Origin of the sequence: Hyphomicrobium sp. B1, from assembly GCF_049532635.1 — a bacterium.
Taxonomy (GTDB): domain Bacteria; phylum Pseudomonadota; class Alphaproteobacteria; order Rhizobiales; family Hyphomicrobiaceae; genus Hyphomicrobium_B.
The window spans coordinates 213,803-231,835 of sequence record NZ_CP134871.1 but is presented as its reverse complement, the minus strand read 5'-3'; the positions used below and the strand labels follow the sequence as shown (position 1 = coordinate 231,835).

Sequence of the window (18,033 nt, the reverse complement as noted above, 5' to 3'; positions counted from 1 at the left end):
CCAATTCTGAGGGAGACGATCCGCCTTGTGGCAGTACGTTCTCTTCGAAAGATTGTGGCAATGCCGGTATGAATGCGCGTCTGCGACCACAAGCGGACCGTAGGTTACTGGCGGGCTTGTTGTCTCCGTGTTGTCCGCTGCGAATGACTGGCTATCGGCGATTATACCGACAACAGAAGCAATCATCCCGAATATGAAACTCGAGAATTTGATTTGCCTTGAGGTGATCATTTTCAATGGTCCTTTTGTTGATTTTGGCAAACCTTCGGCGTCGCGCGCACGAGGTGCACCCGTTCAGTTCTCAGACTGTAAAAAACTGGAGGCGGCAGCTCCGAAGCCGGGGCGCAAGTGACTGAAGCGCTTCTTCCGCAATCGAAGCCTTGAGGCTTCTCTGTCTCCTAGTTCAGCAACACGACTGTTTTGAGCATCCGGAGACGCGGATCGGACTGACGCGCGGTAGGATACTCGACATGCAGTTTGACGTTCGTAAGTCGCTTCGCGCGAGACGCGAGGCGAAGTCCGTCGACCGATTCTACAGTGGGATCTTGGCCCGCGGCCGCGAGGAAGCGCGCATCGGATTTCGCAACGATAGGCAGGAGGATTTTGTCCACGCACTTGCGCATCGGATAGTGAACGGCGGCAGGCGACCTTTGGGGCGCGGGGACACGGATACTCGCATGCATCTTCGCTTGGTGAAGATCCTTCGCATGCCAAAGTTCGATCGCGCGATGCCCGTTTTGACCCACGCAGTAACGCAGAGGAGCTGCGATCGCGGCAGCCGGCAAAAAGATTGCCAGCACGAATATCGCGGTAAGCCGCATAACGATCGGGTTTCTTTCAAACGCGCGCTTCATGTTTACGTCGCTCCTATAGCGTCGCATCGGATGCCGTTAGCGCTGCTAACGCTCCTTTGCCTTCAGGCTTGACTGGCATCGGGATCGGAGTTTCCGCCTCGGGCTCGGACCCGGTTGCTGGTTTGCCTCCGAAGCTCGCGCAAAGAGCGGGAAGAACCAGAAGGGTCAGGATCGTCGCGCTTACGAGGCCGCCAATTACCACTGTCGCGAGCGGCTTTTGTACCTCGGCGCCGGTCCCGGTAGACAGCGCCATCGGAACAAACCCGAGCGATGCCACCAATGCCGTCATGACAACTGGACGAAGGCGCGTAACCGCTCCCGCATATATCGCATTCGCTCGCTCAATCCCTTCGTCCACGAGTTGGTTGATGCTCGTCATCATCACAAGGCCGTTTAAGACAGCAACGCCTGAGAGCGCGATGAAGCCAACCGCGGCTGACACAGAGAAAGGCATACCGCGAAGCCACAAGGCAATGATGCCGCCCGTAAGGGCGAGCGGAATGGCGGAAAAGACGAGCAGCGCGTCCCGCGGAGATCCGAGCGCCGAATAAAGCAGCAAGAAAATCAGGAAGAAGCATGCCGGAACGACCAGCATCATGCGCTGCTGTGCCGCCGCCAAGTTTTCAAACTGTCCGCCCCACGAAATATAATACCCGGACGGCAGTTTGATTTGACTGGCAACCTTGCTTTGAGCTTCCGCAACCACTGATGCGATATCGCGCCCGCGAATGTTGGCCGTGACGACAACACGCCTTTTGCCGTTCTCACGGCTGATCTGATTGGGCCCTTCGGTGAAGTCGAAACTTGCCACCTGCTCAAGCAGGACGGAGGCAGTTTTGCCATTGCCGTCGGCAGGTAATGACACGGGCAAGTGCTTAAGCTTTTCAAGATCCTCGCGCATGCTATCTGGCAAGCGCACGATGATGGGATAGCGGCGGTCGCCCTCAAATACCACGCCAGCCTCTTTGCCACCAATCGCCGCGCCGATTACGTCCTGGACGGCCATTACACTAAGTCCGAGCCGCGCGATTTCGTCCTGGTTGATAGTAATTGAAAGGAAAGGGAGCCCCGAAGCCTGCTCCACGCTAATATCGGTGGCGCCCTCCGTCCTTCGTAAGATTGAAGCAACTCGATTTGCGGTTTGAAGCATCGGCTCAAAATCATCGCCGAAGACTTTCACAGCGAGGTCGCCTCGAGCACCGGCGAGGAGCTCGTTGAACCGCATCTGGATTGGCTGCGAGAAAACGAGATTGTTGCCCGGCTGCTTTTCTATGGCAGCCTGAATTTTCGCTACGAGCCCGTCCTTCCCTAAATTTGGATCCGGCCACGCTTCCGTCGGTTTTAGAATGATGAAGGTATCAGATGCGTTGGGCGGCATCGGATCGGAGGCAACTTCTGCCGTGCCCGTCTTCGAATAGATGAACGCGACTTCGGAAAATTTGCTGACAACTTTCTCCAGCTCAATCTGCATCTGCTGAGATTGCGAGAGCGACGTGCTCGGAATACGGATTGCCTGCATAGAGAGGTTTTTCTCGTCGAGCGTCGGAATGAACTCTTCTCCAAGCCGAGAAAAAAGCGAGCCAGCAACCACCAGCAGCGCGACCGCTCCAAGAATGTAATACACCGGTTTAAGCAGGGCCCCACGGAGTAACGGTTCGTAAGCGCGGCGGAGAATTCGGACGAGAAAGTTTTCCTTCTCCTCAACGCTCTTGGAAAGAGCGATCGCAATGGCTGCCGGAACAAAGGTCATAGAGAGCACAAAAGCGGCGATGAGGGCGATGATGACGGTCAAAGCCATGGGCTCGAACATCTTGCCTTCTACGCCAGTGAACGTGAGAAGCGGCACGTAGACTAGAATGATGATGGCCTGCCCATAGACCGAAGGTTTGATCATTTCCTCGGCGGACCGAATGACTACTTCCAAACGCTCTTCAAGGGCCAGCTTGCGCCCTAGTTCGTGCTGATGCTCCGCTATTCTTCGAAGCGTGTTCTCCGCGATAATCACCGCACCGTCGACGATCAGACCAAAATCAAGAGCGCCCAGGCTCATAAGATTTGCACTGATCTTCGCTTGAACCATTCCCGTCATTGTCAGCAGCATCGCGAGCGGAATAACCAGCGCCGTAATCAAGGCGGCTCGGAAGTTTCCGAGCATTAGGAAGAGGACGACGATGACAAGAAGCGCACCCTCAGCGAGATTCTTGCTCACCGTTGCAACCGTGGCGTCGACCAATTGGGTGCGGTTGAGAACCGTTTGCACCTCTATTCCGGGCGGCAGGCTTCGACGTACCTCTTGCATTTTGGCGTCAATCGCGGCGGCCACCGTGCGGCTGTTTCCGCCGATTACCATAAGCGCTGTTCCGACGACCACTTCCCGGCCATTTTCGCTGGCGCTTCCCGTCCTGATCTCTTTCCCGATGCCCACCGCGGCGACATCCTTGACGCGGATGGCGACCCCGCCGCGTGTCGTGATCACCACGTTCGCGATTTGCTCGGACGTCGCAAGTCGGCCCGTACTGAGCACGGCAAAGCCTTCGCCATTGCGCTCAACGTATCCCGCGCCCCTGTTGACGTTGTTTTGACTGAGCGCAAGCGCGATATCAGAGAACGACAGCCTAAGAGCAGTAAGGCGAGCCGGATCGGGCTGCACCACGTACTGCTTTTCTAAGCCTCCGATGACATCAATTCCCGCGATACCAGGCACGGTGATCATCTGAGGTTTGATGATCCAATCCTGGATGGTTCTGAGATAGGCCGTCCGCTCGACTTCTGTTGTTAGCCGCTGGCCTTCGGGGGTGACATAGCTACCGTCACTCTGGGGACCCGCTTTGCCCTCTTGAATTTGCGAAGCCGCCGGGGGCGCAAACTGCACGGTCCACATGTAGATCTCGCCAAGGCCGGTTGAGATGGGACCGAGCTTCGGCTTGGTGTCGTCGGGAAGGTTTTTTTCTGCCTCCCTTAGACGCTCACCGACCTGTTGGCGGGCAAAGTAAATGTCCGTTTTCTCCGAGAATACGGCCGTTACTTGGGAGAAGCCGTTGCGGGAGAGGGACCGCGTATATTCAAGACCTGAGATTCCCGCGAGCGCAGTCTCTATCGGAAATGTGATCTGTTTCTCGATGTCGACGGGCGACAGAGAAGCGGCGATTGTGTTGATCTGGACTTGGTTATTGGTGATGTCGGGTACGGCGTCGATCGGAAGTTTATCGAGTGAATAAACTCCGTACGCCGCCGTCAACGCCGTCAGCAAGACTATGAGCCAGCGCTGATGAACAGAAAATGAGAGCAGTCGAGCGATCATCTGAGTGTCCTAATCAATGGCCGTGTTCTGCTTCTGATTTTCCAAGCTCGGCCTTGAGCAAGAAAGTGTTGGCGACGGCGATCGGCTCGCCCGCCGAGAGGCCTGAGAGAATCTCAACCGAGCTTCCATCATCCTTGCCGACCGAGACTTCGCGTGACTCAAATCCGGCAGACGTGCGGACAAACACGCGGGATTTGCCTTCAATCGTCTGAAGTGCGGCTTTCGGGATGACGAGATCCGCCATCGCTTCGGACACGGCAATATCGGCCGTAACGAAGGAGCCTGGGCGCCACGCGCCGTCGCGATTGTCGACCGAAGCGATTACTCGTGCCGAGCGGGTGTCCTGATTGAGAACCGGACTGGTGAAAATGATCGTGCCGCGCGCCTTATCAGCACCCTCCAAGGTCAGCTGCTGGCCTTCCTTGATCAAGGGAAGATCCTGCGGCGAAACGGTCAACTCGACCCAGACCTTGCTGAGATCCGCGATGGCGTAGAGTTCGTGCGCTTGCCCTTCTCCGCCCATCGGTGTGCCGACGTCGACAAGTTGCTCGACCACGCGGCCTCCGATTGGCGCTTTGATCTCGTAGCGCTCAAGGCCTTTAGGCTCGTCAGTCGCATCCGCAAGCTTCGTGATCGCGTCTTCACTGACTCCAAGCGCGGAGAGCTTTTGTTTCGCCACGTCCCGTCGGACTTGCGCCTCCCGATAGGTAGCGTCGGCGCGAAGGAGGCGCTGTTCAGAGGAGACCTGCTTCTCCCAAAGGGTTTTCTCACGCTGGAACAAGGTTTCCTGAAGCTTGAAATTCACAATCGCTGCGATGTATTCACTCTTCGCGTCCGCAACCTCGCGGCTATCGAGGAGGGCGATGACCTCGCCCGCTTGGACCGGATCGCCAAGTCCCTTTCTCAACTCCGCGACGGTACCGACGACTTTAGACGGTACGCGGCCCACGCGGTTGCGATCGGGGATGATCGTGCCGGGAACGCGTAGGCGTGAACGCAACACGCCGGCTTCAGCGGGTCGAACAGCAATGTTGGATTGCGCGATCTGGTCAGCTGCGATAGCCAGCTGCTCATTCTCATTGCCGCCTTCCGGACCGGAGTGGCCCGTTGGTTTCGGCGATTCGCCCTCATGCCCCTGATCCGAGTCTTTCGCGGCATGTGCAGATTCTGCTTGAGATTCGAGACCGATGAGATCTCGAAATGTCACCGCAAAACGCTCTGTATGAAAAAAGTACGCACCCGCAAACGTGCCCACGAGTAGGCAGCCGGCGACAAGACCAAGTCGCTTCATGACAATATAATCCATGCTGACCGCGGCGCTTGACGAAAGCGTGCGTTCAAAGCTTCAGGTTTTAAAGACGATGGAAGAGGTACGCCGCGCTGCAGTTATCACGCCCGCACGAGCGATTATGCGCCTGCGATGGACCGAGGTGGCTCGTGAATAGGATCTGGCTCCAAGGAATCCCCGAGAGTGTCCAAGTAAGCCGGATAATTCACGCGCGAACCCTCAAGGAACGCGGAAATGTAGTGGGATCTGGTTGGGACTGGTTGGACGCAAGGGCAGCTGCACACGTGATGCTCAAGACCATTGAACAGCGTGCCGCCTGCATCGGAGTCGTCCTGCGCATCGCTTTGGCTGACTAAGGCAATGTGCGCTTGTCCGCCCGTCGAAAAATGCGACTGCGCATGTGACGTCGCGACCGGCATGCCGGAAAACACAAGGAACGCGACGAGGAGCGCCTTTAAAAACCGATTTGTGCGAGAGACAAGCGAGGGCATGAGCCAAGACGCGATTGCGTCAGCTGCATCCCCACGATTGTTTTTCGCCGAACCGATCATGGTCGCGAAAATGGTTTGTGAAAGTGGCGAAGTCAAGTCGATAGGCGACTGCCAATTGCTGGAAATCGGCCGCCGCGGAATTTGCCGCAGGAATTGTTTATTTTCGGACACTATTGCGTCGCGACGAAATTGACGGCGAAAGTCAATTAATTGACTTCAATTGTCAATGATTTGGATTTGAGCAAATCTATTCGAACAGATGGGTTCAAATCACGTCGTCGGATTCTATCTCGCAGTCGGCACTCTACCCGACGTCTATCTCGAAGATCGTGTGGTCGATGTTGAAGCGCGTTGCAAGCATACGAGGGCATCGGCGACAAAAATCACCCGGATGTTCATTGGGCATCGCAAAGTGACACGTAATCGCGGTCTTGGTGTTACACATCGCTCAAAGGTCCGAATTTCAAGGCTGCGCAACGCCGGAGGGTCTTCCGAGGGTCCTCGAATCTCTGCCATATTTATTCCTTGCGGGATGTCCCGCATCGCCATAACCACGGAGTTCGAGAGCAGTCTCTACGTACCCCAGACAATAAGTTCGTCGATAACGGGCTTGACAATAGAAGCCAGCGTGAACCACCCCGAATACTTCGCAGATTTTGAATACGCATCAGCGCGTGGACCCGTTTGAGGCGCTCCGGCACCAAAAGCGTCAACGGTACGAATAGCGGCCCAGGCAACTGGGGCCGCCATATAAACGCCCGCTCGTGCCAAAGATAATTTTCGTTTTATGCAATGAGCGCATCGAGAATGAGCAACAGAAGAAAGCCCACGAAAAACATGGCGGCGACCCACGGCGCGTCACCGCTTTCATGGGCTTCCACGAGCAGCTCTTCCGTTACCAGATAAAGCAAAGACACCAGTGCGAAAGCGAAAAAGCCGCTCAGGATGATCGTGGGCAGTTGAGTGGCGAGGCCCGCGGAAAGCGTGCCAAGAGGCAGCAATATGCAGATCGCCGCAACCATCGCGACGATGGCAGTCGGCTTGAAGTTGTTCTCTCTGAGTTTGAGCGACAGAGACAAGCCGAGAAAAAGAACCTCGAGTGTCAGCGCGAAGGTGAGCAAAATGCCCGCTTTCGCGCTTCCTGCAAAGCCAAGGCCCAAAACCAAGCCGTCGATAAAGAGATCCAGAGCGACGAGTGCGACAACACCCGCCGTTCCGCTCACGCGCTTACCCACTTGTTCGAGGGTCAACATGGTTGCGATGCCGATTCCACCCCCAATCGCAATCGACCACACCGACGATCCATGCTTTAGCTCAGGCAAAACCTCTCCCGCCGCTGCCGCAAAGACGACGCCGGCTGCAAAATGTTGGATCGCACTCGAGATCAAGGGACCGGGCTGGTATCGGGCGGCAACGAGACATCCAATCACGGTCGCAGACACCGGGATAAGCGAAATAAGCAGCCAATGAGCAATGGACATTATGATTTGCCTTCAGTTTCGGATGATCTCCGAGCCGAGTCTTGACTGGGGTCCCATCGTTCGTACATTCTCTAGTGACTAGAGGAGCAATCAAAATGAATGAGGTGTCGATTGGGGAAGCCGCCAAGCTCAGTGGAGTCAAAGTACCCACCATCCGTTTTTATGAGGAAATAGGTCTTCTGCCGCGTCCGGCGCGAACCGAGGCCAATCGGCGCCTTTTTGTGGAGGATGACCTGCACCGGCTCGCGTTTATCAGACATTGCCGTGAACTGGGTTTTGAACTTGATGCCATCCGCACGTTGCTCAGGCTTCAGGACAATCCCAAGCAATCGTGCGATTCCGCCGACACGATAGCGCGCGCAAGATTAAGCGAAGTGGAACTTCGTCTGAAGAGCCTCAGGGCACTGCAGAGGGAGTTGAAACGGATGATTGACGGCTGTAGTCACGGCCACGTCAGCCAGTGTCGGGTCATCGAAGTGCTGGCGGATCACGCCAAATGTATGCACGAAACTCATGTCTGAATTGTCGCGCCTCTATCATCCAGGGTGAAGTTAGCCGGAATTTTGGCTTGCTCCTCTAGTCACTATAGGAATTAGGCTTTGGTCTCTTAACTTGAGGACCAGCCATGACTACCCACGAGATCCGCTATCGCGTCGAAGGAATGGATTGCGGTTCCTGCGCGTCGAAAATTGAAACCGCTGTGCGACGGCTCGGAGGCGTCGAAGACGTTAAAGTTAGCTTTCAAGCACAGAAAATGACCGTGCGCTCCGAGGACCGCATCGGCTTAACAAACACCATCGAAAAGACCGTAAAGGCGCTCGGATTTTCGCTCGCGCAAGAAGCAGCGTCGAATTCGTCCGAAGTTAGATCGCCAAAAGCCATCCACTCCTGCTGTTCCGACGGGCACCACTCCGAGGAGACCGAGCACGGACATGCGGACGATGTGAACTCTGAGCGACCGATGCGCAACGCGTGGTGGGCATCGAGCAAAGGCCGCCTGACAATTGCTTTAGGTCTTGCGCTAGCCGCAGCATGGGTCGGAGGCAATTTATTTCCGCAACTGGAACCATGGCTTTTTATCGCGGCCATGCTCGTCGGCCTCATCCCAATCGCCCGACGCGCCGTTATGGCGGCGCGCTCAGGCACGCCTTTTTCCATCGAGATGCTGATGTCGATCGCCGCGATCGGCGCGGTCATCATCGGAGCCAGCGAAGAGGCCTCGGTCGTTGTTTTTCTGTTTATGGTCGGAGAATTGCTGGAGGGCGTCGCGGCGGGAAAGGCGCGCGCCAGCATTCAATCGCTGACCGAGCTTGTGCCCAAAACGGCATGGGTCGAAGTGAACGGCCAAACGAAAGAAGTGCTGGCGGAAAGCCTCGTTGTTGGCTCCACGATCATGGTGCGACCAGGGGATCGCATTCCGGCCGACGGCGTCATTCTCTCGGGCGAAAGCGAAATCGACGAAGCGCCGGTCACGGGAGAGAGTACGCCAGTGCGAAAGGGCGCCGACGGAACCGTTTTCGCCGGTACAATCAACGGTGATGCGGTATTGCGGGTCCGCGTTACCTCTGCTGCTTCTGACAATACGATTGCGCGCATCGTCAAGCTTGTGGAAGAGGCGCAGGACGCCAAGGCACCCACCGAGCGCTTCATCGATCGCTTCTCGCGCTATTACACGCCCAGCGTGGTCGTCGCTTCGGCCGTCGTCGCAATCGTTCCACCGCTGATATTCGACGGTGATTTCAGTAGTTGGATCTATAAGGGCCTAGCAATCCTGCTGATCGGATGTCCCTGCGCCCTTGTAATCTCAACGCCCGCCGCCATCGCAGCCGCGCTTTCGACCGGCGCCCGTCGCGGCTTACTCATAAAAGGCGGTGGCGTTCTCGAGACGCTTCGAGATATCACCGCCGTCGCGCTCGACAAGACCGGCACCCTGACAGCAGGTAAACCGCGTGTGACAGACGTCGTTGCATTTGGACGCGATGAAGCGCAGGTCCTGCGGCTCGCGGCGGCTCTTGAAAAGGGATCAAGTCATCCGCTCGCAAATGCCATTCTAGAACATGCCGCGAATGGTGGGATAGATCCTCTCCCTGCCGTCTCCGATGCTAAAGCCATCGGCGGTAAAGGCGTGCGCGGCCAGGTCGATGAAATCGAGGTGTTCCTCGGGTCGCCGAAAGCAGCTAGCACCATGGCGGCGCTCAGCTCGGACCAGTCAGCAAAGGTCAGAGCACTTAATGAGGAGGGAAAGACCGTATCCATCCTCATCGCCGATAATAGTGTTGCTGGTGCGCTTGCAATGCGCGACGAGCCCCGCCCCGACGCGTCCGCCGGACTGAAGGCCCTCGCGGCTGCGGGGATTAAGACGATTATGCTCACTGGCGACAACCGACGCACCGCAGAAGCGATCGGGCGGCAGCTCGATATCGAAGTCTGCGCCGAATTATTGCCGGAAGATAAAAAGCGCATCATCGGCGAGCTGCGCCAAAAAGGGGATGTGGTCGCCAAGGTCGGGGATGGCATTAACGATGCACCAGCGCTTGCCGCTGCCGATGTCGGCATCGCGATGGGAGGAGGCACGGACGTAGCGCTGGAAACTGCGGACGCGGCGGTACTTCACGGAAGAGTTGAAGACGTGGCGCAAATGATCGCGCTCTCGAAAAGCACAATGGCGAATATCTATCAAAACATCGCTATCTCGCTTGGTCTCAAAGCCATTTTTTTGATTACGACGATCGTCGGCATCACCGGCCTCTGGCCAGCAATTCTTGCGGACACCGGCGCAACTGTGTTGGTTACGGCCAACGCCATGCGTCTGCTGCGCTGGAAACCGCCATACAGCCGATAATGAACCAATAGGCACGAGACCACCGTTGAACCCAACGACGGCTATTGGCCCAGGGCGGAGAACCTGACCATGTCCGCTTACGATGGAAAGCAGACAAGCATCGCTACCCTTAAGTGGTATGGCGCGCACAAGGCGCGATGTCCGCTTTCTCGGCGAAGCGGCTCTTCGGCTCGACGCTACCGACAAGACGGTCCGTGTGAAATTTGTACGAAACCTGCGAGTCAACTCCTAAGTCAGCTTTGCCGAGAAGGCGGACTTGGGTTGCAATGATTACAAAATAGCCAATGACCCTTCGCAACAGCGTCTGCTGCAGCCTCACGAGCAGACGTCGATCGAATGACGGCTGCGGGCCATTAGCAGACACCGATTGTCGGCCTAGAGGTGATTTCAAAACTGAACAAGCGCGCGCAGGATCGGGCGCGCTAGGTCGCGTCGTCCAGTAGGCCCTCATCGATGACTTCGCTGCCGATAATCCAGTCCGGCGGGACGGCCGCTTCAAAAACGAGACCGCAATCCACGTGCATCCGGGTTCCGGGTTTCTCCGGGTATGATTTCTTGTAAGCCCATGCGCACACCACTTCGCCAATGATGTTTGGCAGATCCCCGCGCGCCATCAACTCCGCCGGCGTGAAAAACGGGTGGGTCACCCTCAAAGCGGCCTCGCCCGACACCCGAAAGCGGAAAACCATGGCACGGCCGTCGCGCCTCAGCAGGTCAAGTCCATCGGCGCCGAGCAGCTCACGCGCCATGTGCCCGTCGATCTCGGCGCCAAGCTGAAGGTAGTGGTTGAACCCGTCGACCAATGCCTCTCGAGACAAGGTCAGGTGCGCCTGGCCTTCGCGCTTCCCGTGACGACTTCGTGGGCCGTACATGTCGATGACGTCATCGAGGCGTTGCGACGCCGAAGCCCAGCCCGCGTGGCCAGACAGGGCGCGCACGAGCCTCGCCTTGCGGTCGTTGGCGACCAACGGCAGCAAGCCGCTCCGGTTGATCGAGGCTTCATCGTCGGCATTCGCCCGCGTCCCGTGATAGGCGGCGACATCGACCAAGCCCAGCCAGCCCAGCAGCGCATTGCCAATACTCTCGCGACCACCCAGCTCAACGGCCACGTCGCGCGCGTCTTCGACGTACTCTGGTGCGGCGGCCTGGAGCGCAGTGACCGCATTCGGCGGCATAAGAGGCAGCAGCACCGCGTCGACGCGCGGTAGCCAGTCGGAGATTCGGTCGAAATCGAAAAGGAATCGTTTGCTCATGGACCCAGACTAGAACGTGGTGGACAGGAGCTTCCCGATCCAGCGCTGCGTCGCCGTCGTGTTATAGTAGGGCATGCTCAAGATCGATCCGCAATGGGAAGAGAACAGCCCTGGGGCAATTCCGCCCGAAGTGTTCACAGAGTTTCTCCAGCTCATCCGCCGCATGAGCGGACAGGCCTCGCGCCCGCAACGGGTGCTCGAGCTATTCAAGCGCGAGTTCGCCGCCTGTGTCGGGGAAACGGTCAACCCGAGCAGCAGCGAAAGCTGGGCAGCTTCCGACATGGAGAACCTGATGAGCGACGCCGCGAATAACGCGGCACTGTTTATTCAGGCGTTCTGTTCCGGCTGCGAGACCTTACGATCCTCCGACACGGAGCTTCCTGTTCCATCGACCGAGCGGATCAACCGCATCCTCGCAAAGCACAGTGCCGCCTTCCGGGTTGAGGACGGGGCGTTGGTCCCAGCCGCCAACCACCGTCCGGTCCAAGTGCCCGCCAAACCACCTTCGCTCGACGAGCAGGCGCACGAGGTTATCCAGGCGGCCATTTCCCAATCGGAATATCTTCTCGCCAAAGGGCAGGGCCGACAGGCCGTCGCCGAATTGCTGTGGGTGCTCGAGTCGGTGTCGACCGGATTCGACGGTGTCGAGGCTGGGGGCGGTACAATCAAGGGCAAATACTTCAACGCCATCGTCAAGGAAATGCAGGCCAAGACCTTGAGCACGCATCAACGCCAGGTTCTTGCGGCGATGGTGGCGCTGCACGGCTATCTTTCGTCGCCGACGGGCGGCGGGATCCGACATGGGCAAGACCTGCAGAACGGGACGCCCCTGACGGCCAACGATGCCCTGGTCTTCTGCAACATCATCCGGAGCTACATCACCTACATGCTGGGCGAGCACGAGCGCCTCAAACGGAACTAGGCATGAATTTCAAATCAAGAAACCTCAGGGCTATCGCAGAATGCGTGATCGGTGACACCGGATTTTTCGTCTATCGGTCTAGCTCGCGCATCACCGAGTTCTTCGAGGAGTGCGGCCTCGACTTCGTCCACGACGGCACGACGCGTTGGGCTTGGACGTCCGAGCGTCTCGCCGAACTGCTGGCGGATCCGGCGCCCCAACCCAACATGCTGCCATCCCGTTTTGCCCGCGTGCTGCGCGTGCTCCTCGACCGGGCCGACGCGGCGGAGGGTGACAACGACCGCGCCAAGGCGCTGGCCGCCTTGAACGCGCCCATGTGCAGGGAGGGGTTCGAAGCCTTCTATGACGAGCGTGGCGTTGCCCAGTTTCGGCACATCGCATCCGACAAGCTTTCGGAGTTCTCCAGTCCCCATCGTCCCTTGACGGCGGAGGAGAGGAAGAGGCGGGACTTGCTGAGCGCCTATCTCGATGCGTGTTCTGAGGACGAACTGATCGGCGACATCCTGTTGCCGATGTTCAGGCAGCTCGGTTTCCACCGCATCACCGCCGCCGGCCATGCGGACAAGGCCTTGGAGTACGGCAAGGACGTGTGGATGCGTTTCACGTTGCCGACCATGCATGTCCTCTATTTCGGCATCCAGGCGAAGAAGGCAAAGATCGATTCTGCCGGAGCGACCCGGCCCGGCAGCGCCAACGTCGCCGAGATCCTGAACCAGGTCTTGATGATGTTGGGACACGAGATCTTCGATCCCGAGGTCAATCGCCGAGTATTAGTCGACCACGCCTTCATCATCGCTGGAGGCGAGATCACTAAGCAGGCGCGCAATTGGTTAGGAGAGAAGCTCGACCAGGGCAAGCGCAGTCAAATTCTTTTCATGGATCGGAATGACATCCTGAACCTGTTCGTGGTGAGCAATATTCCGCTGCCGGCGAAGGCTCTGCCGGCAAAGGTCGCAGGAAATTTCAACGATGAGATCCCGTTTTGAGGCAAAGGTGGGTCAGGTCCGCTTAGGGTCACGAGCAGACGATCGCGCAGTCGGGATTACTTCTGCTTTTCATTCGAAAGCAGACTTGTTCGGGAACGCGCTCTCTTGCTTCGCGAACCAAACGGTGAATGTCTGCAATTGGGACCTTGCGGTCGTGCCGTCGCGATGCCGAGAAAGCCGACATCACCGGATCATTGAACGGCTAACTCAATTGTCAGATGATCATGACCGGTATCCGTCAATAAGCAGACAAAGCGTCTCCCCCTTTTGGGCTCGAAGTGGACGTTTTAGCCTGGTGGTATCGTCGCGCCTGTAGCAGATGATTACGCGACTAGCGTGACGATCGTGATGCCCGCCGCGCTCGTCGCGGCTGTTCTTCGCGATCCGCAGGTTCGGGATGTACGCCGCCGCCTTTCCATTCGCCGGAGGCAAGCCATTCCTCGAAGTAGAAGAGCCAGACCGATGCCCACGAGACGAAGGTCTGATCGATTCTCATGTGCGCGGCCCACTCGCCCGATCCAGGCAGATAGAGACAGAGCCGCAGCGGATTGCGGTAGACATGGGGCAGTTCGCGGTTGCCGGCGAGAGCGGCAATGTCGGGATTTAGTACGAAGACTTGCGGACTCATGCTGAGCCGATAGACAATGCGTAATGTGTACTCGCGGCTGAGCGGTGTGGGACGGTCCCGGTATTCCCACGTCAGGGCGGCGGCCTTCAATGAGCCAACACCATCTCCGACCCGGCTGGATTTCAGGAAGAGATATTGCTGGGCAAGGCTGAGATCCGGCCGATCACTCCTGTTTTTCATCAGTCACCGAAGTTCGTATTACGGGGAATCGGTGCCGCGCCGGCGGCACTGGAAAAACTCAAGCTGCCCGCCGATCCGATGTACAGCCTGCCGGAGCCGCGTGCGGCGCCAATGGAATCTGTTCGTCGGTCCATGACGCGGCGAACCACGGATTTGCCAAGAATGCCTTCAAGGCTGCTCGTCACCCGGTCGAGACCGTCGACTGCGGCGGCCTGTTCAAAGGCGGACAGTGCTTTTGCGTGCCAGGCGAAAAAAGCGTCGACGCGAGCCGGCTCGGCGTTCCACCGGTCCGCGAAGTTTTCACCCACCGTACTCTCGTTTGCCACCCAGTAATGGATGCGGCCGTCGATCAAGCGTTTTTCTATGAAGTGAGGCATCATCCGGATCGTCTCGACGACAACGTCCAATTCCGTGTCGAATTCGAATATTCCGACGCAGAATTCGTAAGCCATTGAGGCGAGGGTCGTGATGACGATCGAGATAGGCGCGACTTCCTTCGTCGTGTCCTCAAAATAGATATCGCGGTGGCGTTTGAGTAGCTGAACTGTGCGACGCAACACTCCTTTGCCCGTCATCTTGGTTGGGAAAGGCGCGACGTCGGCGCGGTCATTCGCATAGGCCGCTTTTTCCGCGCGCAGGCGCGCCCGCAGATTTGCCCGGCGTTCAAAAATGGCCTTAAAACCGCTTGGATTCGTGGGCTTCCAGTCGCGAAGCTTTTTGTCGGGGACCAGCTCTCCACCGTTGACGCATTCGACGTTCACGATCGTGGGCGAAATGTCCAGATGGAACTCGCGGGCATAGTTCAATCGCCAGCAACGCTTCTTTTCTTCCAGGATCGGGGCATATCGCGCGTTGTCCCGAAGCCTGTCGCCGATGAGCTTTTTCAGTTCGGCGGGTGAGCGACGAGAAGAAAAACCCAGCACCAGGCAGATGAGGTCGACGTCGAAATCTTCTCGGCCGAGAGGCTTCACGCTTGTGCCGAGACCGGCCGATCCATGAGCGTACACGCGAATGGCGCGGAGTAGGGGATCGTCGCTTTCCGAGAGCCACTCTGCCACCGCTTCGTAGCTGTTCTTTGCGGCAACGAGCTGCGCTTCGGTCAGCTCCAGCTCGCGGCAGACTTCATCGAGGATGGAATAGACCGCCGACTTCCGAACGACGTCGGGAAAGTTATTGGCGCGCGGCGCAATCAAGTTCATGTCAACGTTCCCTTGAGTTTATGGATAGGTTCGAACGATTCGGCGGGCGCCTGAAAGAAGATCGGCTCAAGCCGCGGACACTCTTTCCGGGCCGCCGCCGCGCCCATCCCGCGAAGCTCGGAAATCTTGCGGGTGTCATCCATCGCGTAGAGATCCTTCGGAACGTCCGGACAGACGCGAAAGATCGCCTCCCGCTCATGCTCATGTCCCGTCAGCAGTTTCGCTATACCGAGCGCGCCGCGCGATTGCCCGTCCATGAAAAGCCGCGAAAGATCGCGGATGATGCCGATCTTTCCGGGAGCGGCGCCAAGCGCATACACTTCGTTGACGCAGCCCAGGCTTAGAATGCGAAGGCTGCTCGAGGGCCAACCGAGAATGGAAATGGCTTCGACCACGGCAAGCGCGATCGGATTGTTCGCCCAGACGCCACCGTCAAAAAGCCCGACGTGATCCGCCGTGGTGTGCCGCCGGAAAATGGTCGGCGCGGCGGCTGTCGCCATTGCGGCGTCAACGGCAAGGCGCGAATAGTCGGTCTTTAACCGGTCGTGATGCGCCGTCTTGAAGATGTATACGCTGCGATGGAGAGGGTCCCAGGACGGGATCAACAATCGTGTTCGAGATTCCCCGAGCTGCCTCTGGCCGAGTATGGCATCGAGCTCGCGTCGGAGAGCAGTCGCGTCATGCTTCGTCGCTACCCAGTGTTTGATTTTGCGACCTAAGCGAGAGATGAAACCTTCAAGCCCTGACGTTCCTTCCCCAAAAATGAAAGGCCCTCGATCAACGTAGAGGTCCAGGAGCTGCTGGGCGCTCAATCCAAGGCCGAGGCCAATGGCGAGAATGCCGCCCGTCGACGTTCCGGCGATCAGATCGAAGTATTCGCCGATCGGGCGATCGAGATTTCTCTCAATAGCGGCGAGAAAGGATGCCGGCAGAGTTCCCATGATCCCGCCGCCGTCAAGGCAGAGAATGCGTCGGATAGGCAGCGGATCAAGGTTCTCGGCCGACATCGATGATCATCCCTTGGGCGGATACGGATCGTTGCCGTAGGAATTCTTGTCGCGGATCTCGCCATTCGGCCGGTGAATGACGACCTCGCTGCGCTGGTTGATCGCGATGCTCCTCGCAGCGCTTTCCGCCTGGGATTGCGTCGCGTGGGTGGACGTCACGCGGCTGTTGTTTTCGCCGCGGACGGCCAATCCGTCGCCGTGTGGAACCACATGTTGATTCTTGCCCATTTCTAGCAGCCCTCTATTGACCTCGGATTCGCGCCGTCATACGCTACTTGACGAACTGTCATAGGCGCGGGCCAAAAAAAGGAGGTCCGCGACATTGACGACCTCAGCAGTGGAATCTATACGCTTTCGTCATGACCAGGTCAATCATATCATCAAGTTTCGGTTCCCGTTTGAAATCCATTCGCGAAGATCGGGAACTCAGCCAGTCTGAATTGGGACGTCGCGCTGGCATGGATTCGTCGGCTATAGCGCATTTTGAAGCCGACCGACGAAAACCCTCCTTCGACAACATTCGTGCGCTCGCCAAAGCCCTTGTTATCTCGACGGACTATTTGCTCGGCACGGGAGAAGCGACGACAGCGTTTCGCGATGAAGACAAGCTGTCGGTCAGAGACCGAGATATCATCCAGGGTGTCATCGACAACATGGTCAGCAAGAAGAAGTAGCCATGGCGGCATTTCGCTTAAAACTTGCGACGCAACTCGGAGAAAAGGTAGCGAGGGAAGCCGGGTTCACGACGTTTCCCATTCGACCGCTGCAGATTGCGGCCGACAACGATATTATTGTCGAAGCGAAGCCGCCCGACGCGCCGGGAATATCGGGCGCCCTCATCTTCGTAAATAATCTTGTGACGCTAATCTATTCGACGGAGCACAACAACCGTGGCTTCGAGAACTTTTCAGTATCGCACGAATTGGGGCATTTTTTCCTTCCTGGGCATCCTGAAGAGATCATAGGGGCCGGCGGAGTGCACATGTCGCGCGCGAACTTTACACAGAGTTCCTCAATAGAGCTCGAGGCCGATCACTTTGCAGCCGGGCTTCTTCTTCCATCGTCCCTCACGAAGAAGTTTCTGCAACGGCATCAGACCGGGCTTGAGGGAATCCTGAAATTGGCATCCGAGGCGGAATCCTCTGCGACCGCAGCAGCAATAAGGTCTGCGGCATGCAGTCCTTACCCGATGGCGATCGTTGTGAGTGAAGGCGATGCCGTCGCTTACGCGTTCATGACCGACAATTTCAAAGCGCTCGGTAAGCTGAAATGGCTGAAGAAGGGCATGAAACTGCCGGCGAGCGCGACGGCGCGTTTCAATGCCGATCGAGAAAATATTGTTGGCGGCAACAAGACCTGCGGAGAGACGGATCTCGCCGCCTGGTTCGACGGCAGCTCGCGCATTTCCCTGGACGAAGAAGTGCTGGGCCTCGGTAAATATGGATTTACGCTGACGATCTTGACCGGTGAAGCACTACCGGACGATCCGGACCAGCAAGAAGATGAGGAAGCTGAACTGCTAGAATCCTGGACGCCGAGGTTCGCGCGCAAATGACCATGCCTTCGCCGCCCGTCTCTCCGTTTCAGCGGACATTCGCTAT

At 57.6% G+C, this 18,033-nt stretch carries 14 protein-coding genes; 6 read left to right on the top strand and 8 right to left on the bottom strand.

All coding sequences use genetic code 11. From position 1 onward, the window contains the following. Positions 1-867: 867 nt before the first annotated feature. The 3 genes from RLW55_RS01135 to RLW55_RS01125 form a co-directional block, all read right to left on the bottom strand. A complete protein-coding gene (locus RLW55_RS01135) occupies positions 868-4,155 on the bottom strand; it encodes an efflux RND transporter permease subunit (protein ID WP_423415336.1) in 3,288 nt (1,095 codons plus the stop codon). A gap of 13 nt (positions 4,156-4,168) precedes the next feature. Next, positions 4,169-5,461, bottom strand: a complete 1,293-nt coding sequence (locus tag RLW55_RS01130; RefSeq protein WP_409562226.1) for an efflux RND transporter periplasmic adaptor subunit — start codon at positions 5,459-5,461, stop codon at positions 4,169-4,171. A 1,258-nt stretch (positions 5,462-6,719) separates the two neighbouring features. Next, positions 6,720-7,415, bottom strand: coding sequence for a ZIP family metal transporter (locus RLW55_RS01125; RefSeq protein ID WP_409562227.1), 696 nt, complete (start codon positions 7,413-7,415; stop codon positions 6,720-6,722). 95 nt (positions 7,416-7,510) lie between these two features. Here RLW55_RS01125 and RLW55_RS01120 point away from each other — a divergent pair, with 95 nt between their 5' ends. Continuing rightward, complete coding sequence (locus RLW55_RS01120) at positions 7,511-7,936, top strand: MerR family transcriptional regulator (protein ID WP_409562228.1); 426 nt, start codon at positions 7,511-7,513, stop codon at positions 7,934-7,936. Positions 7,937-8,040: 104 nt separating this feature from the next. Beyond that, positions 8,041-10,257: a heavy metal translocating P-type ATPase gene (locus tag RLW55_RS01115; protein ID WP_409562229.1), complete on the top strand. Its 2,217-nt coding sequence runs from the start codon at positions 8,041-8,043 to the stop codon at positions 10,255-10,257. Positions 10,258-10,679: 422 nt separating this feature from the next. Here RLW55_RS01115 and RLW55_RS01110 read toward each other — a convergent pair whose 3' ends face one another. Further along, entirely contained in the window at positions 10,680-11,510 is an 831-nt protein-coding gene (locus RLW55_RS01110) for a hypothetical protein (protein ID WP_409562230.1), read from the bottom strand. 73 nt (positions 11,511-11,583) lie between these two features. Here RLW55_RS01110 and RLW55_RS01105 point away from each other — a divergent pair, with 73 nt between their 5' ends. Then, the gene (locus RLW55_RS01105) at positions 11,584-12,432 is read left to right on the top strand and encodes a hypothetical protein (protein WP_409562231.1); all 849 of its coding nucleotides are present in this window, start codon (positions 11,584-11,586) and stop codon (positions 12,430-12,432) included. Positions 12,433-12,434: 2 nt separating this feature from the next. Continuing rightward, positions 12,435-13,418: a hypothetical protein gene (locus tag RLW55_RS01100; RefSeq protein ID WP_409562232.1), complete on the top strand. Its 984-nt coding sequence runs from the start codon at positions 12,435-12,437 to the stop codon at positions 13,416-13,418. A gap of 331 nt (positions 13,419-13,749) precedes the next feature. On the opposite strand, the gene RLW55_RS01095 is transcribed toward RLW55_RS01100, so the two are convergent. Genes RLW55_RS01095 through RLW55_RS01080 form a run of 4 tightly spaced genes read right to left on the bottom strand, consistent with a single transcriptional unit; the run spans position 13,750 to position 16,660 of the window. Continuing rightward, positions 13,750-14,226, bottom strand: a complete 477-nt coding sequence (locus RLW55_RS01095) for a hypothetical protein (RefSeq protein WP_409562233.1) — start codon at positions 14,224-14,226, stop codon at positions 13,750-13,752. Continuing rightward, positions 14,226-15,425, bottom strand: coding sequence for a nucleotidyltransferase domain-containing protein (locus RLW55_RS01090; protein WP_409562234.1), 1,200 nt, complete (start codon positions 15,423-15,425; stop codon positions 14,226-14,228). The genes RLW55_RS01095 and RLW55_RS01090 overlap by 1 nt, the downstream gene beginning before the upstream one ends. Beyond that, complete coding sequence (locus tag RLW55_RS01085; RefSeq protein WP_409562235.1) at positions 15,422-16,432, bottom strand: CBASS cGAMP-activated phospholipase; 1,011 nt, start codon at positions 16,430-16,432, stop codon at positions 15,422-15,424. Before RLW55_RS01085 ends, RLW55_RS01090 begins: the two co-directional genes overlap by 4 nt. A gap of 6 nt (positions 16,433-16,438) precedes the next feature. Then, positions 16,439-16,660, bottom strand: a complete 222-nt coding sequence (locus RLW55_RS01080; protein WP_409562236.1) for a DUF2188 domain-containing protein — start codon at positions 16,658-16,660, stop codon at positions 16,439-16,441. Positions 16,661-16,791: 131 nt separating this feature from the next. On the opposite strand from RLW55_RS01080, the gene RLW55_RS01075 reads away from it, so the two are divergent. Further along, positions 16,792-17,106: a helix-turn-helix domain-containing protein gene (locus RLW55_RS01075; RefSeq protein ID WP_409562237.1), complete on the top strand. Its 315-nt coding sequence runs from the start codon at positions 16,792-16,794 to the stop codon at positions 17,104-17,106. A gap of 2 nt (positions 17,107-17,108) precedes the next feature. Beyond that, positions 17,109-17,987 carry an ImmA/IrrE family metallo-endopeptidase gene (locus tag RLW55_RS01070; protein ID WP_409562238.1) on the top strand — a complete coding sequence of 293 codons (879 nt, stop codon included), beginning with the start codon at positions 17,109-17,111 and terminating at the stop codon, positions 17,985-17,987. Positions 17,988-18,033 lie beyond the last annotated feature (46 nt).